The sequence below is a fragment of the Collinsella sp. AF39-11AT genome (assembly GCF_003474585.1).
Taxonomy (GTDB): domain Bacteria; phylum Actinomycetota; class Coriobacteriia; order Coriobacteriales; family Coriobacteriaceae; genus Collinsella.
On the sequence record NZ_QROG01000022.1, the window covers coordinates 17,643 to 41,248 of the forward strand.

General features: G+C 59.5%; 19 protein-coding genes. 7 read left to right on the plus strand and 12 right to left on the minus strand.

What is annotated here, in order from left to right; genetic code table 11:
• The first annotated feature begins 102 nt into the window (after positions 1–102).
• A complete protein-coding gene (locus DW037_RS08470; protein WP_117635995.1) occupies positions 103–804 on the plus strand; it encodes a GntR family transcriptional regulator in 702 nt (233 codons plus the stop codon).
• Positions 805–1,091: 287 nt separating this feature from the next.
• Here the strand turns inward: DW037_RS08470 and glmS are convergent, their stop codons facing one another.
• The gene (gene glmS / locus DW037_RS08475; protein ID WP_118373168.1) at positions 1,092–2,939 is read right to left on the minus strand and encodes a glutamine--fructose-6-phosphate transaminase (isomerizing); all 1,848 of its coding nucleotides are present in this window, start codon (positions 2,937–2,939) and stop codon (positions 1,092–1,094) included.
• A gap of 312 nt (positions 2,940–3,251) precedes the next feature.
• On the opposite strand from glmS, the gene DW037_RS08480 reads away from it, so the two are divergent.
• Positions 3,252–4,385, plus strand: coding sequence for a LacI family DNA-binding transcriptional regulator (locus tag DW037_RS08480; RefSeq protein ID WP_233542314.1), 1,134 nt, complete (start codon positions 3,252–3,254; stop codon positions 4,383–4,385).
• Between the two features lie 237 nt (positions 4,386–4,622).
• Here the strand turns inward: DW037_RS08480 and DW037_RS08485 are convergent, their stop codons facing one another.
• On the minus strand, positions 4,623–5,273 hold the full coding sequence (locus tag DW037_RS08485; protein ID WP_089573501.1) for an HAD family phosphatase: 651 nt from the start codon (positions 5,271–5,273) through the stop codon (positions 4,623–4,625).
• 173 nt (positions 5,274–5,446) lie between these two features.
• On the opposite strand from DW037_RS08485, the gene DW037_RS08490 reads away from it, so the two are divergent.
• Both DW037_RS08490 and DW037_RS08495 read left to right on the plus strand, forming a co-directional pair.
• Positions 5,447–6,325 carry an ATP-dependent sacrificial sulfur transferase LarE gene (locus tag DW037_RS08490; protein ID WP_118373170.1) on the plus strand — a complete coding sequence of 293 codons (879 nt, stop codon included), beginning with the start codon at positions 5,447–5,449 and terminating at the stop codon, positions 6,323–6,325.
• Positions 6,326–6,707: 382 nt separating this feature from the next.
• A complete protein-coding gene (locus tag DW037_RS08495; RefSeq protein WP_118373172.1) occupies positions 6,708–7,685 on the plus strand; it encodes a DNA/RNA non-specific endonuclease in 978 nt (325 codons plus the stop codon).
• Between the two features lie 129 nt (positions 7,686–7,814).
• Here DW037_RS08495 and DW037_RS08500 read toward each other — a convergent pair whose 3' ends face one another.
• From DW037_RS08500 to DW037_RS08515, 4 genes are all read right to left on the minus strand, one after another.
• A complete protein-coding gene (locus DW037_RS08500) occupies positions 7,815–9,890 on the minus strand; it encodes a translation factor GTPase family protein (protein WP_118373174.1) in 2,076 nt (691 codons plus the stop codon).
• Positions 9,891–10,200: 310 nt separating this feature from the next.
• A complete protein-coding gene (locus tag DW037_RS08505) occupies positions 10,201–10,950 on the minus strand; it encodes an amino acid ABC transporter ATP-binding protein (protein ID WP_199578359.1) in 750 nt (249 codons plus the stop codon).
• A 188-nt stretch (positions 10,951–11,138) separates the two neighbouring features.
• Complete coding sequence (locus DW037_RS08510; protein ID WP_006235606.1) at positions 11,139–11,792, minus strand: amino acid ABC transporter permease; 654 nt, start codon at positions 11,790–11,792, stop codon at positions 11,139–11,141.
• A gap of 150 nt (positions 11,793–11,942) precedes the next feature.
• A complete protein-coding gene (locus DW037_RS08515) occupies positions 11,943–12,800 on the minus strand; it encodes a transporter substrate-binding domain-containing protein (RefSeq protein ID WP_118373178.1) in 858 nt (285 codons plus the stop codon).
• A 557-nt stretch (positions 12,801–13,357) separates the two neighbouring features.
• Between DW037_RS08515 and rlmD the strand changes: the two genes are divergently transcribed.
• Entirely contained in the window at positions 13,358–14,584 is a 1,227-nt protein-coding gene (gene rlmD / locus DW037_RS08520; RefSeq protein WP_370448135.1) for a 23S rRNA (uracil(1939)-C(5))-methyltransferase RlmD, read from the plus strand.
• 78 nt (positions 14,585–14,662) lie between these two features.
• Here the strand turns inward: rlmD and DW037_RS08525 are convergent, their stop codons facing one another.
• The 5 genes from DW037_RS08525 to tilS all read right to left on the minus strand — a co-directional run bounded on the left by DW037_RS08525 (position 14,663) and on the right by tilS (position 21,392).
• Positions 14,663–15,484, minus strand: coding sequence for a phosphatase (locus DW037_RS08525; RefSeq protein WP_117629855.1), 822 nt, complete (start codon positions 15,482–15,484; stop codon positions 14,663–14,665).
• A gap of 159 nt (positions 15,485–15,643) precedes the next feature.
• On the minus strand, positions 15,644–16,834 hold the full coding sequence (locus DW037_RS08530; protein ID WP_117817853.1) for a pyridoxal phosphate-dependent aminotransferase: 1,191 nt from the start codon (positions 16,832–16,834) through the stop codon (positions 15,644–15,646).
• A 189-nt stretch (positions 16,835–17,023) separates the two neighbouring features.
• Positions 17,024–19,093: an ATP-dependent zinc metalloprotease FtsH gene (ftsH, locus tag DW037_RS08535; RefSeq protein WP_233542321.1), complete on the minus strand. Its 2,070-nt coding sequence runs from the start codon at positions 19,091–19,093 to the stop codon at positions 17,024–17,026.
• Between the two features lie 61 nt (positions 19,094–19,154).
• Positions 19,155–19,703 carry a hypoxanthine phosphoribosyltransferase gene (gene hpt, locus DW037_RS08540; protein WP_055251779.1) on the minus strand — a complete coding sequence of 183 codons (549 nt, stop codon included), beginning with the start codon at positions 19,701–19,703 and terminating at the stop codon, positions 19,155–19,157.
• Positions 19,704–19,850: 147 nt separating this feature from the next.
• Positions 19,851–21,392 (minus strand): tRNA lysidine(34) synthetase TilS, encoded by a 1,542-nt coding sequence (tilS, locus tag DW037_RS08545; RefSeq protein ID WP_199411036.1) that lies wholly within the window; start codon positions 21,390–21,392, stop codon positions 19,851–19,853.
• A gap of 48 nt (positions 21,393–21,440) precedes the next feature.
• Between tilS and DW037_RS08550 the strand changes: the two genes are divergently transcribed.
• Complete coding sequence (locus DW037_RS08550) at positions 21,441–22,250, plus strand: MBL fold metallo-hydrolase (RefSeq protein ID WP_117736951.1); 810 nt, start codon at positions 21,441–21,443, stop codon at positions 22,248–22,250.
• 81 nt (positions 22,251–22,331) lie between these two features.
• Here DW037_RS08550 and DW037_RS08555 read toward each other — a convergent pair whose 3' ends face one another.
• Entirely contained in the window at positions 22,332–22,763 is a 432-nt protein-coding gene (locus tag DW037_RS08555) for an Hsp20/alpha crystallin family protein (protein ID WP_055251783.1), read from the minus strand.
• 275 nt (positions 22,764–23,038) lie between these two features.
• On the opposite strand from DW037_RS08555, the gene DW037_RS08560 reads away from it, so the two are divergent.
• On the plus strand, positions 23,039–23,506 hold the full coding sequence (locus DW037_RS08560) for a hypothetical protein (RefSeq protein ID WP_117801082.1): 468 nt from the start codon (positions 23,039–23,041) through the stop codon (positions 23,504–23,506).
• The last annotated feature ends 100 nt before the right edge of the window (positions 23,507–23,606 follow it).

Sequence of the window (23,606 nt, forward strand, 5' to 3'; positions counted from 1 at the left end):
CAATAGTTCTTGGGCAACAGTCGAATTACCCACCGCGGAGAGCCGATTCGCGGCATAATTAACAGCTGACATATCAGTGTGATAGAACGGTTGCGAGGCACTATGGAAGAATCGATGCACGTCGGCGAGCAGGAAACGAGCCTACAGGACCAGTCCTACCACACCATTCGACGCAAAATCGTCTACCTGGACTACAAACCGGGCGAAAAACTGGGTGTCAAGCAGCTTTGTGACGACCTGGATATGGGGCGCACCCCTGTGCGCGAGGCGCTGGTGCGTCTGGCGCAAGAGGGCCTGGTGCGTACCGTGCCCCAAAGCGGCACCTATGTCTCGCCCATCAACCTCACTCTTGCCGAGAGCGCCTGCTACATTCGCGAACACCTGGAAAAGCAGGTGATTGTAGAGTGCTGCGCCCGTGCCACCTCGGCAGGCATCGAGCAGCTCGACCGAGCCATCGCGCTGCAGGAAAAGACCATGGCCGAGGAGGATCGCATCGGCTTCTTTTTAAGCGACAACCTCATGCACCGCATGATCTTTAACATCGCGTGCCGCAGCACCGTGTGGTCGTGGCTCGAGGCGACCAATGCCGACCTGGAGCGCTTCCGCTGGCTGCGCGCCGCCACGCAGAGGCTCGACAATCAGGAGATTGTTAACGAGCACAAGAAAATCCGCCGCGCTATCGCCGGTCGCGACCCCATCGAGGCGAGCTTTTTGGTCAGCAAGCACCTGCATATGATGTTCCGCAACCAGACCGAGGTCCTGGACCAATATCCCAAGTACTTCGAGACCAGCAAGCTCCGCTAACCTGCCAAAAAGGGACAAGTTTATTTTGGCAGGTTTTATCTGGGCAAACGCAACAAGGCCCGACTCCGCCACAACGGAGCCGGGCCCTTCTTGTTAGCGCGTTTCGACAACGGAGCACCTGATGTCAGTCACCAACAGCGAGCGAGCCGCATTTGCGCCAAGGTGACGTGAAATGAGAGGGCGCTGACCTTCTGGTCGCGCCCTCGAAATTGAACGTCAGATTGGCGTGAATGCGGCTCGCGCAGCGTCGAGCAGTTCCGGCGTTTGGTAAAACGCCGGAACAACAATTACTCGACGGTCACGCTCTTAGCGAGGTTTCGAGGTTGGTCAACGTCGCAACCGCGCAGGATGGCCACCTCGCGGGCGAGCAGCTGCAGCGGGACGCTCGCCGTGATGGGGCTGAACACGTCGCGGACGGCCGGCACGCGGATGATGCAGTCGGCGATCTTGTTGATCTCCTCGTCGCCCTCGGTGGCAACGACGATGACCTTGGCACCGCGCGCCTTGCACTCCATAAGGTTCGACACGGTTTTGTCGTAGGTGGCACTCTTGGTGGCCACGGCGATGACGGGGAAGCCCGGATCGATCAGCGCGATGGGGCCGTGCTTCATCTCGCCGGCGGCGTAGGCCTCGGCGTGCAGGTAGCTGACCTCCTTGAGCTTGAGCGCGCCCTCGTAGGAGATGGCAGCGCCCATACCGCGGCCCACAAACAGTGCCGACTGCGCGTCCTTGCACAGCAGGGCGGCCTCATGAACGGCCTCGGTCTGCGTGTCCAAAATCCACTGGATCTGCTCGGCCGTATCGGAAAGCTCGCGGAACATCATGCGTGCCTGTTTGGTGGTCAGGCGGTACTTGACCTGCGCCAGCAGCAGGGCCAAAAGCGTGAGGCTAACGACCTGACCGATGAAGCTCTTGGTCGAGGCGACCGCGATCTCCTTGTTGGCCTTGGTGTAGATGACGCCGTCGCTCTCGCGCGCCACGGGGCTACCCACCACGTTGGTGATGCCAAAGACCTTGGCGCCCTTGATACGCGCGTCACGAATGGCGGCGAGGGTATCGGCCGTCTCGCCCGACTGGGACACGGCAACGACGAGCGTCGTCGGTGTGATGATGGGGTTGCGGTAGCGGAACTCGCTGGCAGCCTCGACCTCGGTAGGAATACGAGCCCAGCCCTCAATAAGGTTCTTAGCGATGAGTCCGGCATGGTAGCTGGTGCCGCAGGCAATCACATACACGCGGTCGATATCGTTGAGCTCCTCGAGGGACAGGCCCAGCTCGTCGATATCGAGCTCACCGGCGGGGGTCATGCGACCCACCAGCGTATCGCGCACGACGCGCGGCTGCTCGTGAATCTCTTTGAGCATAAAGTCGGGATAACCGCCCTTTTCGGCCATATCCAGATCCCAATCGATGTGGGTGACCTTGGGCTCGATGACATTGCCGGCCTCGTCGGTATACTCGACGCCCGCAGGCGTGAGCTTGGCAAACTGACCGTCCTCGAGCACCACGACATCGCGGGTGGCGTCGATGAGCGCAATCACGTCGGAGGCAACGTAGGAGCCGGTCTCGCCCACGCCGACCACGATCGGGGAGTCCTTGCGGGCAACGGCGATTACGCCAGGCTCGTCGGCGCACACGGCGGCCAAGCCATAGGCGCCCACCACGTGGGTGCAAGCCTCGCGCACGGAGGCCATCAGGTCGTGTGTCTCGGCATAGGCCTCTTCGATCAGATGCGCGAAGACCTCGGTATCGGTCTCGCTCTTAAAGTGATGGCCGCGGCCCTCCAGCTCCTCGCGCAGCTCGGCGAAGTTCTCGATGATGCCGTTGTGGACGATGGCGATACGACCGTCGCAGCTGGTGTGGGGGTGAGCGTTAACGACAGAAGGCTTGCCGTGGGTGGCCCAGCGGGTGTGACCGATGCCGCAGGTTGCGTCGCTATCGATATTGGAAAGCTCGCTCTCCAGGCCCGCAACCTTGCCCACGCGGCGGATGACGTCGAGGTGTGCCGCGGCGCCCTCGCCCACCTCGAGCGCAACGCCCGAGGAGTCATAGCCGCGATACTCCATGCGCTTAAGGCCTGTGACCAGGATGTTCTTTGCAATATCAGAGCCGGTGTAGCCGACGATTCCGCACATAGGATAAATCCCTTCGTTCGCGTGACTGCAAGACGTCCACGCACAGGGGGCGCTGAGACGTATAACGTTCGAGTATTGTACTCACGCAAGCGCAAGCTGATATACCAGAAGTGGTATCTCAACTTAGATACCACCCGATGCACACATGCCCAGCCGGTCCAAACCGCCACAATGGGGACAGGCACCTTTGTGGTGGTCGCGCTGGCAACGGCGTTTCCCCAGATAAAACCTGCCAAAATAAACCTGTCACTTTTTGGTTGGTTTAGGATGCTACAATCTGGCTTGTACTTGAAACGCATCAAAGGGGCCGCTATGGCAAAGGTTAAAATCAGCGACGTCGCGCGCGAGGCCGGGGTTTCGCTTGGCACGGTTTCCAACGCGCTCAACCATCCCGAGAAGTTGCGCCCCGAGACCCTCAGGCTCATCAACGAGACCATCAATCGCCTGGGCTACCTGCCCAACCAAAGCGCTCGTCAGCTCGCGGGCGGCGCCACCAAGTCCTTTGGCCTGGTGCTCCCCCGTCTCGACCACGGCTTTTCGCTCCAAATCGCCAGCGGCGCCCACAACGAGGCCCGCAAGCACGGCTACGATCTGCTCATCGCCAATGCCGATAACGACGATATTCTCGAGGATCATTACCTGCGCTATTTTATGGGCACGCAGATGTCCGGCGTCATGGTTCAGCCCATGGCGTCCCCCGACTGGCACCCCGCTATGACCAAGATGCCCGTGCCGATCGTCTATCTGGACATCCATTGCTCCGAGCCCGGTTACTACGTGGCCGCCGACAACGAGGCACAGGGGCGTATTATCGCCGAGCTCGCCATCGCCCGCGGCGCACGCCATATCACCGTTGTGGGCCGAGCGGCATTTATGCAGCTCGGCCTGCGCGTCCTTGGCATCCACAAGGCACTTGCCCTGCATCCTGATATCAAAATTGAGGTCATCGATGCCGGGGAGTGGAATACCGCAGCCGACGGCTACAGCATCGGTACCCAGATTGCCGAACGCCCTGCTGACGAGCGCCCCGATTTTGTCATCGGCCTGACCGACGTATTGGCCTCGGGCGTTATCTCGGCGCTGACCGACAAAGGCATTTCCGTCCCCGGCCAGGTCCGCGTGGCCGGCTGCGACGGCAACCCGCTCGCTTGGAGCGGATCGGTCCCGCTCACCACGGTAGCACCCCCAGGCTACGAGATTGGCCGCAAGGGCGTGCAGCTGCTCATGGAACAAATCGAGGATAAACCTGCCGCCAAGACCAAACGAGTCCGCATCGGCTCCGCCGCGCGCACCGTCACCACGGTCCCGGCCACCGAGGACATCAACCGTCAGGAAATCGTGCGTCCCTTCTTGCTCGAGCGCGTAAGCACCCAAAATGCCAAGCCGCATCCGACGGGCCAACCCATAGTCCCGACAACCGACATCAACCTGGGCGCCTACCTGTAACAAAAAAACGCCGCAACGGAAACAGCCCCGCTGCGGCGTTTTTGCTGACCCCACGGGCCTTCCCCGTTTAGCCGAACCTGCGGCTACGGATTTTTATGGAATGTAATCCATTTTTCATTAGCTTTTTTGCAAAAATGGATTCAATTCCATTTTTTAGAACAGTGCCTCCGCGCGGGCGCCGTTGCCGTCGCCGTCCTGCGGGATCGGGCGCGGGGCATGGCGACTCGCGTGCGAACGCTAACACACGACCTTGACCGCGGCTGTCAGATCGAACAGCGTATCGAGCACAGCCTCGCAGCCGTCCACCACGTCCTGCGGCAGCGGCACGATGTCGGGAACGGCAAACACATGGCAACCGGCCGTGATGCCCGAGACGCAACCGTTGCGTGAGTCCTCGACCACGGCGCACTCCTCGGGGGCAAAGCCCGCGCGCTCGCAGGCGAGCAGGTACATCTCGGGGTCGGGCTTGCCGCGCACGACGTCCTCGCCGCAGGTCACCGTCTCAAACTTGTCAAAGAGGCCAACCGTCTTGAGGTTGCGCTCGGCCGTAACGTGGCGCGATGACGTCGCAAGACCCACGTGATAGCCCGCAGCCAGCAGCTCGTCGAGGCACTCGGCGGCACCGTCCTTAAGCTCCAGATCGGTCTTGACCATCTCGTCGCGAATCTCCCTATGGCGACGATAGATTGCCTCAGCGGTTTCGCAGCTGCCGTAATGCTCATCAAGGATCTCCATGACATCGGGCAGCGTGCGACCGATAAACTGATGGATCAGCGCATCATCAATCGCGAATCCCAGCTCGGCCGCGCCCGCCTTCCACGCCTTGATACCCAAACGCTCGGTATCGACCAGCGTTCCGTCCATGTCAAAAATAACGGCCTTGATCATATCGGTCCCCCATCGCTTCGCGCTGCTGTACTCCCGCAACTTTACCGCACCTGTAAACTTGTATATAACGTATATAGCATATTGCACTTTCGTTACATAGATAGAAGTCTTATGACAAGCGACTCGGTAGGATTATAGTTTTCGACCGAGTACTCAACGGCAAGGATCGACTTATGCTTTCAGACACCACCGCACCCGCAGAGGGGCTTCAGGACAAACTCGCAGCGCTCGAGCAGCTGCTTTTAGCATACGGACGCGTCGCCATCGGCTTTTCCGGTGGCGTCGACAGCAGCTTTTTGGCCGCGGTCTGCGCCCGCATCATGCCCGCCAGCACGCTTCTCGTTCACCTCACCACGCCGCTCATCGGCACGCCCGAGCAGGCTTCGTTTGAGCGGGCGGTTGACGGGCAGGCCGATGAGGGGCCGCATTTTAAGCTTCCCGTACTCAACCTCTCGGTCGATCAGCTGCAGCTCCCCCAGGTAGCCTGCAACGACGCCGACCGCTGCTACCACTGCAAGCGCGCCGGCTTTACCGCCATCGTCAACCACGCCAAGTCGCTGGGCTTTCCCACCGTCATCGACGGCAGCAACGCAAGCGACCGCGGCGACTACCGCCCCGGCATGCGCGCCGCCCAGGAGCTCGGCGTGCGCTCGCCGCTTATGGAGGTCGGCTTTACCAAGGACGAGGAGCGCGAGCTGCTACGCGCCTGGGGATACCCCGTCTGGAACCTGCCGGCAGGAGCCTGCCTGGCCACGCGAGTCCCCACGGGCGAGGAGCTCACGCGCGAGAAGGTCGATGTAATCCGCACCTGTGAGGACTACCTACACGACCTTGGCCTGGACCAGGTCCGCGCACGCCTCGTCGGCGGCTGCATGCATATCGAGGCCGCGCCGGCAGACGTCGCCAAGATCGCCGCCCTCGGCAGCACCGCGGTCAACGACGAGGGCAAGGCCACGCTTCCCGCCGCCATCGAGTCCGCGCTGCGCAACCTAGGCTGCGGACACATCTCCCCCGAGGTCGCCCCCTACATCCACGGCAACATGAATCTTTAAGTTACGCCGTTTTACAAACGGCGTAACCGCTCGGCGCTGCGCAGGCCCCGGGCACGGCAATCTGACGTTCAACTGCACGGGCGCGACCAAAAGGTCAGCGCCCGCTTGTTTCACGTCACCTTGCCGCACCCGGAACCTGCTCGCTCGCGCGTGCTCAACCTGAACTGCGTTAACTGACCTGCCAAAAGGGGACTGGTTTATTTTGGTAGGTTTTATCTTGGGAAACGTCGGATAGCCCCGCACATCCCAACCATCGCAGTCCCTTCTGGGACAAATGGACCGATAGCGCGCCTCCCCAATCTTTAAGAATCTGTTCGGCAAAACTGTCTGCGGCGTCTCCTGCTAGACTGGTAGATTCCCAACCGTCCATCCAGGAGCCTCAATGTCGCGCAAGTCCGCCTACAAGCAAGTACTCTCCATCGGCACCGCCGTGGTGCTGGGGTTTGCGCTGTTTACGGGATCGCTCGACGGAGCGCCCAAGCTGCTCTCGCCGCAAAGCGATGAGCAGGCGGCTGCTCTGGCCGAGAAGCAAAGCGAGAGCCCCAACCGCACCGACGACGAAGCGGACTTGGTCGCCCGGCTCGAATCGGGAACAGCGAGCTCCACGGACTCCGAAGATGATCAGGACTCCGGCGATGGCTCTGAATCCGCCACGACCGACACCGCTGACGATGCCTCTTCAAACGTCACCCCCATCGACGAGGTCGAAAACCCCGATCTCGACCGCGCCCGCGGCGTATATCTCAGCAGCATTCCCGACTACGCCGGCAACCCCTACGTTGCCCTTCGCGCCGACAGCACGCACCCGCTCGGCACACCGTCGTTCACGCTCGATGAATACGAGCGCGCCACCGAAGAGGGCTGCTTTAAGAAGTTCTCCAAACTCGACAGCCTGGGCCGCACCCGCAAAGCGCTCGCCTGTGTGGGCCCCGAATCGCTCGGTCAGGGCAAGCGCGGCGATATCTCGCGTATCCATCCCGCCGGGTGGCACCAGCAGCGCTACGACTTTATTCCGGGTCAGAGCCTCTACAACCGCTGCCACCTTATCGCCTGGTCGCTCTGCGGCGAAAACGCCAACCGCAAGAATCTGCTCACCGGCACGCGCTATCTCAACGAAACGGGCATGCTGCCGTTTGAAGAGCAGATCCTCGGCTACATCCACGACACAGGCAACCATGTGCTCTACCGCGTCACGCCCATGTACAACGAAGAGGAACTTGTCTGCCGCGGCGTGCGCCTTGAGGCGCAATCGGTCGAGGACCACGGCAAGACCCTGCGCTTCCACGTGTACTGCTACAACCTGCAGCCGCATGTGCAGATCGACTACGCCACCGGCCGCAACCAGACATCCGGAGACTAGCGCCGACCAGGCTGCCCCAAAACCTAAAATGATCCGTTTTCCTCCGTCCCCCAGGGATCAAAAAGGGCCGCCCTGGATTGCCCAGAGCGGCCCTTGCATCGGCATGCATGTTGCGGGCAACGCCACGCGCTACTTGGCGCGGCCCTCCTCATAGCGCTCGACCAGCTTGGCCTGAACGTCATAGGGAACCTGCTCATAGCCTGCAGGCTTCATGGTAAAGTCGCCCGTGCCGCGCGTGATAGAGCGCAGACGCGTCGAGTAATCCGTCAGCTCGGCCAGCGGCGCCTGGGCAATGACCACGGTATCGCCGCGCTCATCGGTTTCCATGCCCGTCACGCGACCGCGCGAGGCCGAGATGTCGCCCATTACAGCACCGGCGTAACTCTCGGGGATAGTCACCGTGATTTCCTCGATGGGCTCCAGCACCACCGGGTCGGCATCGGCACATGCCTTGCGCAGGCCGATGCGAGCCGCCGCGCGGAACGCCATCTCGTTGGAGTCGACGCTGTGATACGAGCCATCGTACACAGCCACGCGAATGCCCGTAAGCGGGTAGCCGGCAATGATGCCGTCCTTCATGGTCTCCTGGACACCCTTGTCCACGGCGGGGATCAGTGAGCGCGGAATGCGGCCGCCCACGACCTCGTCCACAAACTCATAGCCATCGCTCGTGCCGTCGGGCCCAATGAGCGGCTCAACGCGCAGCCAGCAGTCGCCATACTGACCGGCACCGCCGGTCTGCTTCTTGTGGCGGCCCTGGGCGCTTGCCGTGCGGCGGATGGTCTCGCGATACGGAATGCGGATCGGCACGCTCTTGGCCACGACCTTGGTGCGGTCCTCAAGGCGATTGAGCAGGACCGAAACCTGCGCCTCACCCACGGCGGAAATGATGGTCTGACCGGTCTCCTCGTCGCGGTCGATGCTCATGGTCGGATCGGCCTTACAAGCCTTCTCGATAAACGTGTAGAGCTTCTCCTCGTCGCCGCGATTCTCGGCCTCGATGGCGATGCGGTACTGCGAGTTGGGGAACTTAAACGCCGCAGCCTCGACCTTGCCGGTAATCGAGAGCGTATCGCCCGTTTCGGCCGCCAGCTTGGGAGCCACAATGATATCGCCGGCATAAGCGTGACCGACCTCGGTCATGTCACGGCCACACATCACATACAGGTGAGCCAGACGCTCGCCCTTGCGCGTACGCGCATTGATCAGCTCGATGCCCGGCTCAAGCGTGCCCGTCAGCACCTTGATAAAGCTGATGCGGCCCTGCTGCGGATCGGCCAGGGTCTTAAACACAAACGCCACCGGACGGTCATCGTCGCTCGAGATCTTAAGCGAATCACCGTCGATGAGCGGCATCTCGCCATAGTCGGTCGGCGCCGGGAAGTATGTGGCGATGTCATCCATCAGTGAGTTGACGCCCTGCTCCTTAATGCAATCGCCCGCAAAGACCGGCACAAAGATGCGCTCGGCGATCGCCTTCGACAACAGGCCTTCAAGCTCCTCCTGCGTCAGCGTCTCCTCGCCTTCCAAGTACTTCATCATCAGCTCGTCGTCGGCCTCGGCCACCAGCTCGCACAGATGGTCATGGGCCTCCTCGGCCTGGGCACGATACTCCTCGGGAATCTCCGACTCAACGGCTTCGGTGCCGTTGCAATGGCGCGCCTTCATGCGCACCAGGTCGATGATGCCGTCAAAGTCCTCGCCCTCGCCCCAGGGAAGGGTCACGGCGCCCAGGCGCGTGCCAAAGCGCTCCTGCAGCAGGTCCATCGTGGTCGCAAAGCTGGCTTCGGAGCGCGACAGGCGGTTTACGAACACCGCACGCGCCAGGCGCAGGTCCTCGGCGGCATACCAGAGCTTAACCGTCGTAGGCTGCGGGCCGGCCTCGGCGTCGACCACAAACAGAGCCGTCTCGCAGACGCTCATCGCGGCAAAGGCGTCGCCGATAAAATCGGGATAGCACGGGGCATCGAGCACATTGATGCGCGCGCCCTTCCAGTCGATCGGCGCAATGGTCGTCGAGATGGAAAATGCACGCTTGACCTCTTCGGGGTCATAGTCGAGCGTAGGCTTGGTGCCGTCGTGGCCGCCCAGGCGGGCGGTCTTGCCGGAAAGGTGGAGCATGGCCTCGGCGAGTGAAGTCTTGCCCACCCCGCCTTGGCCTACGAGCACCACGTTCCTTACATTGCCGGTCTTGGGAGCACCCATGATGACCTCCTTGCAGGGTCGCGCGCAATGCGCGACGCCAACGGGGAGAGTTCGCGGTCGGTGCCGTCCCGGGAGCAGCATGGTCGGCAGCCGAGCCGACTCACCCTCCAAATGTCCTATGCCACCACCCTACCCTCACAGGTGACTGTCCATGCACACCTTTCGGCGCACGTATGGATACGGGCGGCGAGAGGAAGGAGAACGCATGCGAGGCGATTATTGGACCCCGTCGATGCAAATAAAATGCCACCCCAGGCCGTAAGACCTGTGGCGGCATCACCTCAATTAATAATTGAGTAAATAGCTGAGCCTACCCCTCGATACGGCTCAAGAACTCACGGGTACGCTGCTCGCGAGGATGGTCGATGACCTGCTCGGCAGGACCTTCCTCGACAATACGACCACCGTCCATAAAGACCACGCGGTCGGCAACATCGCGCGCAAACTGCATCGCGTGGGTCACGATTACCATCGTCATATTCTGCGCCGCCAGGTCCTTGATGACGCGCAGCACCTCGGCCGTCAGCTCGGGATCGAGCGCCGAGGTCGGCTCATCAAAGAATAAGATTTCCGGATCAAGTGCCAGGGCGCGGGCAATGCTCACGCGCTGCTGCTGACCGCCCGAAAGCTCACACGGCACCTTGTTCTCGTTGCCCGTCAGCCCCATTTGCGCAATCAGCTCGTGAGCGCGGGCTTCCGCCTGCTCGCGCGGACGCTTAAGCACGCGGATCGGCGCATCGGTGATATTTTTCATCACGGTATAGTGCGGGAACAAATTGTAGTTCTGGAACACCAGACCAAAACGCGAACGCGCTTGCTTGGGAACATCTCCCTTCGCATAGACCGCACCCGATCCCGCATCCGTCGCAACCGCAAGGTCGCCAAACGAAAGCGAGCCACCATCGAGCGTCTCGAGCAGCGTGGCACAGCGCAGCAGCGTGGACTTACCGCCGCCCGAAGGCCCGATAATCGCCACGACCTCGCCGCGTTTCACCTCGAGCGAAATATCCTTGAGCACCTCATTGCCGCCAAACGCCTTACGCGCGTTCAATATATTCATTACCGTTCCGGACACGGGAACCTCCATGTGTTTAAAAAGTCAGCGAGCGTGTGACTGGCGAGACAATGTGCTCCGAAAGAGGAGCGCCGCGTACTTCTGTACGCAAGCGACGGCTTGAGGAGCAGATTGGCCGTCAGGCACGCGCGCAGCGTCGAGCAGTCCGCCGTTCGTTAGAACGGCGGAACGATCTAGTCATGGTAGTAATCCAATTTTTTCTCGGCGGCACCCAGCAGCATCTCGACCACAAAGTTAAAGACCCAGTAAATCAGCGCCGCAATCGCAAACGGCACCATGCTCACTTGCGAGGCAACCAGCGCCTTGGCCGTCGAGAACATCTCGCCCACGCCAATGGCAAACGCCAGCGACGTGTCCTTGACCAGCGTGATGATCTCGTTGCCCATCGCCGGCAGAATACGCTTGGCGACCTGCGGCATCACGATATACAGAAACGTCTGCACGCGCGAATAGCCCAGCACCTCGGCAGCCTCGTATTGACCGCGCGGAATGGACTGCAAGCCCGAGCGATAGATCTCGGCAAAGTAACCGGCGTAGTTGATGATGAACGCCACGACGCACGCCGTCCACTTGGAATCGGGCGTGAGCGAAATGCCAAACACGTAGTACGGGGCAAAGTAGATGGCAAACATCTGCAGCATGAGCGGCGTACCGCGCATGACCGAAATGTAGATGCGCGCAATCCAGCGGAGCGGCGCAATTTTGCTCATGCGCATAAACGCCACGGGGATTCCCAGCGGAATCGACCCCAGCAGCGTCAGCACAAACAGCTGCAAACTGACCAAGAATCCCTGGCCAAGCATCTGCATCATGACCTGAATAGACAACCCAAGCTCTCTTTCACAGTAACGGAACAGCGAACCCAATGCTAAAGCGGGTTTTCCAGGTGCTCGAGTTTGCCGTGAAAGAGGAGCGCCGCGTACTAAATGTACGCAAGCGACGGTTTGAGCGGCAAAATCGGGTGCCTGGGAAAGCCGCTATTTGAGAACCCAGTTGTCGAAGGATAGGCCGTAGCTTGCGTACTTATCGCACAGGTCCTTGACCGTGCCGTCCTCATAGAGCGCCTTGAGCGACTCGGTCACGGCATCGGCGGACTTGGTGTCGCCCTTCTTAAAGCCGACGGCGTAGTGCTCGCTGGACAGCGGCTTGTCGAGCTGCGTATAAGCATCGGGCTTGGCGGCAAGCTGATACTGGGCAATCGAAAGGTCGCAAGCCACGGCATCGACCGCGCCGCTCTCGAGCTGCATAAAGGCCGTGTTGTACTCGCCGATCGTGTCGAGCGTGGCAAAAGTCGCCGCCAGATCCTTCTGGTCACCCTCGAGCACATCCTGCGCAGCGGAATCGGTCTGGGTAATCACGGTCTTGCCGGCAAGATCGTCCCAGCTCTTGATGCCCGCATCCTTCTTTACCACCAGCACCTGCTCGTTGAGCATGTACGGCTCGGAGAACGTGTAGTCGTCCTCGCGACCCTCCATGGTAAAGCCGTTCCAGATGCAGTTGATGGCGCCGGAGTTGAGCAGCGTGTCCTTGGCATCCCAATCGATGGCCTCGTAATCGACTTCCCAGCCCTGCTTATCGGCAACGGCCTTGGCAAGGTCGAGGTCAAAGCCCGTGTACTCGCCGTCATCGCCCACAAAGCCGTACGGAGGATAGGACTTGTCAAAACCCACCACGAGCTTCTTGGACTCGGCGGCGCCCTTCACATCCTTTGCTGCGGTAGATCCGGCAGCAGAGCCCTTATCGGCACCGCCACAGCCAACCAGGCCAAGGCCTAGAACCGTAGCGAGTGAGCCGGCTAGACCAACAAACTGACGACGAGACATATCGGCATTCATGGTATTCCCCCTTGATGGCACTTTAGTTAAGTAAAGTGAATCATGTAACGTTCAGAATCATACACTTTAGCGTGATAGAGCACAAGGCGAGTTTGCCCGCCGCGTGAGGGGTGTGGGGGTTAAGTTTCCTGCTCTACAGTCCTGCTCACGACGGAGGCCACATTAAGTGGCCTCCTGTTCGTGCGGAACTCGCGATAAACTTAACCCCCACACCCCTCACGCGGCGGGCAACCGTCGTTGGGCTTATCACTGACACGAATAAACCGCTTGTATATCGTCTGCTGGCTTGGCACGGTACAATACTTGCAGCTTTAATTCATGAATTAGTGGAGTTATTGATGGCAGAATCTCGTGCGGAGCGTAAGGCTCGTCGTGCTTTGATCGAGGCAGCTGAGGGGTCGGAGGAGAAATCTTCCACGAAATCCAAGTCTTCTAAAGCTGCAAAAAGCAAATCGACCAAGAGCAGGGCTAAGACCAAGCGTTCTGACTCTCGTCGGGGCGGGGACAAAGCACCTCGGACTCGTTCCAAGCGTCCGCATAATGATTCGGTTCCATCCGTGCGTAAGGCCACGGACCCCAAGTCTCCTTGTTCCATCATGAAAACTTGTGGTGGGTGTACGGCACTCAATCGTCCTTATAAGAAGCAGTTGGCGGCCAAGCAGGCTGCTATGGAGGAGCTGTTTGCTGAGCTCTGCGAGCGCGAGGGCATTAGCGTCGACCCCATTCGCGGTATGGGAGTCACCCTGGGAGACCCGGGCAAATATCCTGCGCCGCGTGGTTTTCGTCATAAGGCTGCCACTCCGTTTGCTCCCGGCAAAGGGGGCGCTGTCCGCTGCGGCTTTTTTGAACGTGGGACACACAGAATCGTTGCTGTTCCTGAATGCCCTGTCGAGGCGCCGGGCGCTCGTCAGATTCTCAACGGCATCGCGCGCGAAGCTGAGCGGCTGCATATTCCCGCCTTTAACGAAGACAAGCATCTGGGGCTGCTTCGCTATGCCGTCGTTCGCTGCGGCTGGCGCACCGACCAGATTATGGTCACCCTCGTGACCGCTCAACGCGACCTGCCGCATGCGCAGGAGTTCTTTGAAGCCGTCGCGGCGCTTGATCCGCATATCGTCACCGTCGCTCAGAACATCAACGGTCGCCCCGGAAATGCCATCTTGAGCGAGGAGACCCGTATCGTCTATGGCGCCGAATGCATGCGCGACCAGCTGCTCGGTTGTGAATTCGACATCTCCCCTACCGCGTTCTATCAGACCAATCCGCAGCAAACCGAGCTGCTCTATCGACTTGCCATTGACGGCATGGACCTGCAGCAGGGTGACATTCTTATGGACGCTTACTGCGGCAGCGGAACCATCGGCCTGTGCGCCGCGAAGGATGTCCAGGACAAGGGCATCGGCATTATGCTGCTCGGCGTGGAGCGCAACCCGGCGGGCATTGCCGACGCACGTCGCAATGCCGAGCTCAACGGCCTCACCCGCAGCACTTGGTTTATGGCCGACGACGCCACCGACTACATCCTAGATGCCGCCGACAACAACGAGCGGATCGATGTCCTTTCCATCGACCCGCCGCGCGCCGGCTCCACCCCCGAGTTCCTCGAAGCCGCCTGCGCACTCAAGCCGCGCCGCATCACCTATATCAGCTGCAACCCCGTGACCCAAGAGCGCGACCTGCACCAGCTCCTCGACGGAGGCTATCGCCTGCTCAAGATCACGCCCGTCGACATGTTCCCCCATACCGACCACACCGAAACCGTAGCGGTCCTCGAGCGCCGCTAATCCACCCCGGTAGATTTTCGGGACAAGAAAGGGGGCGGCCCGTCTGGACCGCCCCCTTCGCTTGGTTTATGAACTCCGCTACATCCCCTTGCGCAGGTCACACACGCCGGCTGCCGCCATCTCGCGCAGCAGTGTCTCGCGGTCGCGCGTCACGATCAAATCCAGCGGGAAGTGAATCTCGTCGAGCATCTTGCGCGCGTGATCGAGCTTGCCAATGGCCATGCCAATGTGGGCATCGGTCGACACGCCAATACCCACGCCCAGCTCGGCGCAGCGCTCGGCGATCTTGCGGCATACGGCCCAATGCTCAGTGTCGACACCGTGTTCAAGACTATGGTTGTTGATCTCGATGATCTTGTGCTTGGCCTTGGCCGCCAACAGCACCTCATCGATATCGAACGGCACGCCCGAGCGCCCCGCATGCCCAAGCATGAACACCTTGGGGTGCTCCAGGGCATTGATGTACATCTGGGTCGTTTGGGCGAGCGTCGCGCCTTCGGCAAACTGCGGGTTATGCACGCTTGCCACCAAATAATCCAAATTACGCGTCACCAAATCGAACAGCGAATGCTCACGACTATACGAATCGCCGGCGATATCGAGCGAAACGGGAATGTCTTCGCCAAACAAGCTGCCGTCCAGCGAAACGATATCAGCCTCGGCACCACGCAGCACCAGCACGCCGCTCCAAATGCGCGGCCAGATATCCTGGTTAATAAAGAATTGGAAACTGCGCAGGTCATTGGGACAAGGCGTAACCATCGAGCTTAAATGATCGGCGGAACCGAGCACCTGAAGGCCGCGTTCCGCCGCCCAATAGATGTTCTCCTCGATGGTTGAGTACGCATGCGCAGAGAACATCGTATGAGTATGAATATCACAAGAAAGAAGGTAGGGCATCGGGTCTCCTTGTCCAGTATGGCCGTCGCGTATATTCATTGTACGCATAGCTTTCGGCAGTCGTAAAACTGCTTCATCCCAATCACACAACGGCATAGACAACGGGGTCTGGCTTAAAACCAAACCCCGTTTCACGTAAAACATTGTAAGCAGAGCGCTTTACTTTCGACGATATTCGTCGGCCAGCTGCTTCCAGGCAGGCAGCGAGTTGACGATTGTCTCATAGCTCACGCAGTAGCCCAGGCGGAACCAGCCCGGCATGCCAAAGCTATCCGAAGGCACCGCGAGCAGCTCATACTTCTTCGCGCGCTCACAGAACGCATTCGCATCGGACTCCAGCGCTTTCACCCATAGGTAGAACGCGCCATCCGGCTCAACATAGGTGTAGCCGTACTCCGCTAGTGCATCGGTAAGCGCGGTGCGGTTGCGCGCATAGGCCTCGACATCGCTCGGTTCATCAATGCAGTCGATGATTACACGCTGGAAGAGGGCCGGTGCACACACGAAGCCCAGCGTACGGGCGGCACCGGCAACGGCGGGCATTAGACGAGCTGCCTGAGGATTCGTATTGGGAACCAGGATCCACCCGACGCGCTCGCCCGGTAGCGAAAGCGACTTGGAATACGAGTAGCACACGATGGTGTGCTCGTAGATCGAAGGCACCCAAGGCACCTCGGCGCCATAGACAATCTCGCGATACGGCTCATCAGAGATGAGCATAATCGGATTCTCGGAATCGCGCTGAGCGTTGGCCTCGCGCAGAACATTGGCCAGTCGCGTCAGCGTGTCGCGTGTATATACGGCACCGGTCGGGTTGTTGGGTGAGTCGATAATGACGGCAGCGGTCTTATCGGTAATCGCCTTGAGCACGTTATCCACGCTCAGCTGGAACGTATCTTCATCGGCGAGCGCCTCGACACACGTACAGCCGGCCTTCTCAATCCACACACGATACTCCGGAAAGTATGGGGCGATAACAATAACCTCGTCGCCCGGGTTCGTAACGGCGTTGAGCGTGCAGGTGAGCGAAGCCGCGGCACCCACCGTCATAAAGACGTCTTTGCCCTCATAGTTCGTTCCAAAGCGGCGGTTGAGCGATTCGGCGACGGCTGCTCGACATTGCGGCAGACCCGGAGCGGGGGTGTAGCCGTGCAGCTGGTCACTCGGCAGCTCCAAGGCCTTCTTAATGGACTCAGCCACAGTAGCGGGCGCCGGAACACTCGGGTTGCCCAGCGAGAAGTCGAATACGTTCTCTGCACCGATCTGTGCCTTGCGCTCAAGGCCATAGCCAAAGATCTCACGGATGATGGAGCTTTCCGCACCGCGAGCATACATAGTTTCGTTGATCATCTGTTCCCCTTTCGCATAGGCGCTATTGTACGCTTTAGCTGAGCAAAGTGCCGCAGCAATGTTGATTGGGGACAGACTTAAATGCGTGAAAACGCTCATTTAAGTCTGTCCCCAATCAACAGACGGCCCCATATCGCTCAAAAGAAAAAGCCTCCGCAGGTTTCCCCGCGGAGACTTTCGCCACAAAGGCTATTTGTCGGCGTCGGCATCGACGACGGCATGGTCATCATCAGCATCATCGGATGCGGCTTCGGCATCCTCCTGCATGGCCGCCTGCGCAAAGGCCGCGGCATCAGCCGCCAGCTCCTCCTCGCTCATACGAGGCGCACGCTTCTTGGTCGGCATGCCAGCCGCCTTGGCATTGCGCTCCTCCTTGGCCGCCAGGATATCGCCCTCGCGCTCAAGGTAGGCGTCCCACTCGTTATCGAGCAGGGCATTCACGGCATCGCCCTCGACAGTCTCGCGCTCAAGCAGCACCTTCGCCATCAGATCGAGCTGATCGCGACGGGCGTCCAGGATCTCGACCGCACGACGATGGGCCTCACGCATAATGCGCTGAACCTCGATATCGATGCGGCGCGCCGTCTCCTCGGAGTAATCCTGGTGATCGGCGTAATCGCGACCAAGGAATACCTGATGCTGCGCCTCACCAAACACTTGCGTACCCAGTTCCTCGCTCATGCCCAGGCGCGTGACCATCTCGCGCGCCATCTTGGTCGCGCGCTCCAGATCGTTGCTCGCGCCCGACGTGATGTCGTCGCACATGAGCTCCTCGGCAACGCGACCGCCCAAGAACACGGCGAGCTCGTCGAGCATCTCGTTCTTGGTCTTGAGGAAGTGATCCTCCTGCGGAAGCTGCAGTGTGTAGCCCAGGGCCTGACCGCGGCTGACGATCGAGATCTTATGAACCGGATCGGAGTGCTCCAGGATGTGGCCCACCAAAGCGTGACCGCTCTCATGGTAGGCAATCGTGGTGCGCTCGGCCTCGGTCATCACGCGACCCTTGCGTTGCGGTCCGGCAATCACGCGCTCCATCGACTCCTCGACCTCGTCCATCGAGATCACGGAACGATGACGGCGAGCGGCCAGCAACGCAGACTCGTTGAGCAGGTTCGCCAAATCGGCACCAGTAAAGCCAACGGTCATCTGGGCGAGCTTCTCGAACTTCACGTCCTCGTCCATCGGCTTGTTCTCGGCATGCACGCGCAAGATCTGCTCGCGGCCCTTTACGTCCGGACGGTCGACCGTGACCTGACGGTCAAAACGGCCGGGACGCAGCAGTGCCGGATCCAGAATGTCGGGGCGGTTGGTGGCAGCGATCAGGATGACCGACTCGCTCTCCTCAAAACCGTCCATCTCGACCAGCAGCTGGTTGAGCGTCTGCTCGCGCTCGTCGTGACCGCCGCCCAGACCGGCTCCGCGCTGACGTCCCACGGCATCAATCTCATCGATGAAGATGATCGACGGGGCCTGGGACTTGGCCTCCTTAAAGAGGTCACGCACGCGGCTGGCGCCGACACCCACGAACATCTCGACAAAGTCAGAACCCGAGATGCTAAAGAACGGCACGCCCGCCTCGCCGGCAACGGCCTTGGCCAGCAGCGTTTTACCGGTGCCCGGAGGGCCCACCAGCAACACGCCACGCGGGATCTTGGCGCCCAGCTTGCGATAGCGATCCGGATCGCTCAAAAAGTCACGGATCTCCTCGAGCTCCTCGACTGCCTCGTCCACGCCGGCAACGTCCTCGAACTTAACCTTGGGGCGCGTGGCCTCGTTGGTCTTGGCGTTGGTCTTGCCAAACTGCATGTTCCTGTTGTTGGCACCCATCATCTGGCGCATAAAGTAGAACATGATGGCAATCAGGGCGATCGTCGGCAGCACACTCATCGCCAAGTCGCCCCAAAAATCGGGGTCATTGGTGTTGACGATGTACTTGGTATCGGGGTGCTCCGCCATAAGCTCGGCAAGCGAATCGGAGCCGACATAGGTCGAGGAGAAGCTCTTGAGCTCGCTCGTGTCGCCCTTGTCCTTTTTCGTCTTCCAGTAATGACCCGCCACGCTTCCGTCTTGAACCGTATAGGTCAAATCTTCGACGCGATCCTGCTTAATGGCGTTGACCATCTCGCTCGTCGCGAGCTTTACGGTATTGCTGGAATTGGCAAAGCCGGAGCCCATGTTAAAGAAGGCGTAGCCCAGAAGCGCGCAAGCCAAAATAAAATACAGCCAGCCCGTACGCGTGGGCTTCTTGCCTCCGGGCATCCCCGGGATCTTAGGCTCCCGGGGAGTCTGAGAATTGTTATCGTTACGGTCGTCGGGCATCTTACGAATAAACCTCCGGTTTCAAAATGCCCAGATACGGAAGGTTACGATAGCGCTCGGCATAGTCGAGGCCGTAGCCCACCACAAAGGCATCGGGGCAATGGGTTCCAACATACTTGGGCGTGACGGCCGAGGTACGGTCCTCAACGTCCTTCCACAGGAAGGCGGCAACCTCCAGCGAGGCGGGCTTGCGGCTCTCGAGGTTCTTCATCAGATACTTGAGCGTCAGGCCCGAGTCCAGAATGTCCTCGACGATCAGCACGTCGCGACCGCGGATGTCGATATCCAGGTCCTTAATGATACGCACGATGCCCGAGGACTTCACACCGTCGCCATAGCTCGAAACAGCCATGAAATCGATGTTGGTCGGCAGCTCGATCTTGCGCATCAGGTCGCCCATAAAGACCACGGCGCCGCGCAGGACCGCAATCAGCACCAGATCCTTACCCGCGTAGTCGCGAGTAATCTGCTCGCCTAGGCGAGAGACGATACCGTCGATATCCTCCTGCGTAAACAGAACCTTCTCGATATCCGGATGTTGAGAAGCCATGACAACCCTTTCTTGTGCTTATCGCCCACGCACCGCCGCATGGACGCGAACTACACATTCTAGCAGCGCACGGGGTATATTTACCAGCACGTGCGCCATCAGCGCGGGAATACCGTCAACGTCGCACAGAATAGCTGGCGCGAAGCGCTATTCCGCATCGACCACGCGAAGCAGATAGGCCACGCGCGTCGCCGCCGTGCACTTAAAACGCTCGTCCGCGCGAACGCCCGCGACCCATACTACGGCACCTCCCGGAGCCGTTCTTACCACGGGTACGCCAGAGCGGTCTGAAACAGGAATGCGCGCCTCGTTTAACAGGTCTGACACTTTCTTGCTTCGGCCGTTCATCCCCAACGGGCACATCACGTCTCCCGGCACAGGGCTATCCACCCACAGGCGCGCCGATCGTGCCTCGGTGGGGATCTCCCCGCGCGAGCCGGCTAACATCCGCTCGCCATCGCGGTCGGCAAACCCCAGGGCCGCCGCATCCACCAAGGCCGCAACCTTTCCGGCAGCAGCAAGCTCGCGGGCACGGTGCACGATATCGCACCCCGGCTCCACAGCCATCGGCTCCGCTGTCAGCATATGCCCCGCCCCCAGCGGCAGACAACCGGGAACGGAGATCCAATCGGCCACTAAACCCTCGCGCGCCGCCGGGGCCTTGAACGCCAGCATGCCAAACTCCACACGGGCATCAATTCCCGCAGGAAGCGTAACCGAGCCCGAGCCCGCAGCGACGCAGGCGAGCACGCGCTCCACGTGCCGCATCTCCGGTCGCGCGTCGGGATCGATGCGCTTAATCGCCAACCGCACGATACGCCGTGCAATCACAACCTCAGCGGCGGCAAGACGGCGCGCATCGAGCACCAGTGCGCCCGCCGCTTCCTTGCGCAGGCAGCTTCGAAACGCCTGTGCCGAAAGCTGGGAAAGAAAGGCGTCTTCGTCGCCCAGAATTTCGCAAGCGGCGCCAATCGTCTTACAGACGCTCGCGTTGCGCCGTGCCACCACCGGCATCACCCGATGGCGTACATAGTTGCGCAGGTACGAAACGTCCTCGTTGCTTTCATCTTCCCGCCATGGCTGACCGTGCACCTGCAGATAGCTCACGAGCTCATCGTGCGTGAGGTCGAGCAAGGGGCGAACCACAATGTTCCGACGGCGCGGAATGCTCGATAGACCCGCGGGACCCGACCCTTTAATGGCATTCATCAAAAATGTTTCCGCGCGGTCCGACGAAGTATGCGCGGTACAGATACGAGCCGCCGTCCGCGGTGCGCCCGATTCAGCACAAAGTTCGCGAACATATCTCCGTGCCGCGGCATAGCGCACCTCGCGAGCCGCAGCCTCGATATTGCCCGATTCGTCATCAAAATAGGCATGCTCAACACACAGCGGCAAGCCGTATTGCGCGCACAGGTCACGTACAAAGGCCTCGTCGCCATCGGATGCCTCCCCGCGCAGATGATGGTTTACATGCAGCACGTGCAATCGCTCGCGCGCAATGGGAGCGACGCCGCGCCCGTCTTGGATATCCAGCTTTGATGTGCAAGCCATAAGGAGCAGCGCCGTCGAGTCCGCACCGCCTGATACCATGAGCACTACGGGGGCAGCGGCCCGCCGCGTTGCCAGGGCGCTCTTATCCGTCCTCGGCGCGGCATGATGTCCATAGTGCTGAGATACCGTTGGCATTCGCTTCCTCCTCTATTCGTCCGCACTCATTGTATCCTTTGGAATCTTATGTCTCGCCTGCACCTTCATATCCTCGGCAGCGGCTCAAAAGGCAACTGCGCACTCGTCGAGGGGCCTCAGGGGCTCATCATGATCGACAACGGCCTGTCCCGCCGCGAGACACTTAAACGCATGGCGGAGCTTGGCCTCTCGGCAGACGACGTCGCCTCTCTTGTAATCACCCATGAGCATGGTGACCATATCAAGGGGCTCGATGTATGGTGCAAGCACTGGCATGGTCCCCTCTTTGCCAGCAGGGACACCCTTTCATGCAAAGAAAACCTCGCGCACCTGCCCGTAGAGGAATTTGACCCCGGCGACACGCTCCCCATTGCCGGCATCCACGTGCAAACCTACTCAACATCGCACGATGTCATCAATCCTGTCGGCTATCGATTTAATGCTCTCGATGATTCCATTGGGTTTGCCACCGACACCGGAGAGTTATCGAGCAAGGCCATAGGCATCCTCAAAGACTGTCGAGTTCTCGCGCTCGAAAGTAACCACGATGTAACTATGTTGCGCGAAGGAGCGTACCCCCGCTTTCTTCAGGAGCGCATCCTGTCCACAAAGGGGCACCTCTCCAACAACCAGGCCGCCGAAGCCGCGCGCGAACTTGTTACCGATCGCACCGAACAGCTCATCGCCATGCATATCAGCCAGGACAATAATCGTCCAAGCCTTACCGTCAAAAGCTATGCCAACGCGCTTGATGCAAGTCTCGATGATGAACTCGGCAGTTCTGCCACCCGTCTTCAAGGGCCACGGAAGCTCTCGATACGCCCTGCAAGCCAGTATCAACCGACAACCATTCAATAGCCCCTCAAGACAACAAGGGGGGGCTGGGAATCACTTCCCAGCCCCCCTTAACTCATACTCTCGGTTGAAGCAGAGCCATCGTTAGTCGATGGAGATCTTCGTAACGTTCTTCTTCTCGACAATCTTGGGAACCGTAACGGTCAGGATGCCGTCAGCATACTTAGCCGAAAGGCCCTCGCTCGAAGCGTCCTTCAGATACACGCCGCGCGTCGCGCTGTACGAGCTAAACTCCTTCTGCAGGAAGTTCTTGCCCTCGTTCTCCTCGTCCTCCACAACGTTCACGCTAATCGACAGGCGACCCTCGTTAAGCTCAACGTCGATATCATCCTTAGCGACGCCGGTCAGATAGGCCTTGACCTCATAACCATCGCCCTTGTCCTCGACATCAACGGGGAACGCCTTGGAAGCAATCGAGTTGTTTGCAAGATCGGTCATATCATCAAACAAATCGAACAGCGAGCTAGCAGAAGGACGAACGCCAAAAACCGAACGATAAGGAACCATGCTTGCCATGTTTACCACTCCTTTTAAGGACTGCCGAGTCATCTTCTAGGTGACTGGGACTTCTTTTGACGCTGTTATATATGCCCAGCCGCTTCTTATATATACATCGACTATAAAGTTTTTTGAGTCTATTGATATAAGCATATCTAAGTCTGGTTGACTAAGGTTTTGTCTAATAAACGGAATTTGCACGAAGGCTTAAATAATGTATGCAATCCCATCAAAACTAGACGGCTGGCTTACAATGGGCGCATACACGATATTGATGACGAGCTAAGGGCATCATGGACGATCAAAAACAGGACAACACGTTTATGCCGGAGCAGGACGAAGCATCCAGCCCGCAACCGATTCGATTCCATCGCCCCCACATCTCGCAAGAGCCCATCAATGGCCCAGAGCCCAAATATGTGACAAGAAACCGATATCAAACGCTCGAAGAAGCCCAAACGGGACGTAAACATATGGGCGTTGCCTCGGGAGACCCTGTATATCTGAAAGACGCACCATTATCTAAAAACAGTGCAGTTAGTGATGAGCCGATGAAAGCATCCGCCGCTCATCAACAAAGAGGGCCTCGACCCAAGCAAACCTTGACGCATTCGGCTCGCTATCTCGAGACTCCAAAACAGGGAAAATCAATCTTCGTTTCGTCAAGTAAACGACGCAAGCAGCATCAGCTGACAATCCTGCTTATGATCATTGCGGCCATAGCAGTTGCCCTTGTTATACGATTTATTTTCTTTAAATAAAGGCTCAATACCGAAAACAACAAGATCGTCTGGTGTAATTGAGTCATTCACGCCCCGTAAACGCAAAAAAGGGGGAGGCCGCGAGGCCTCCCCCTTCTTC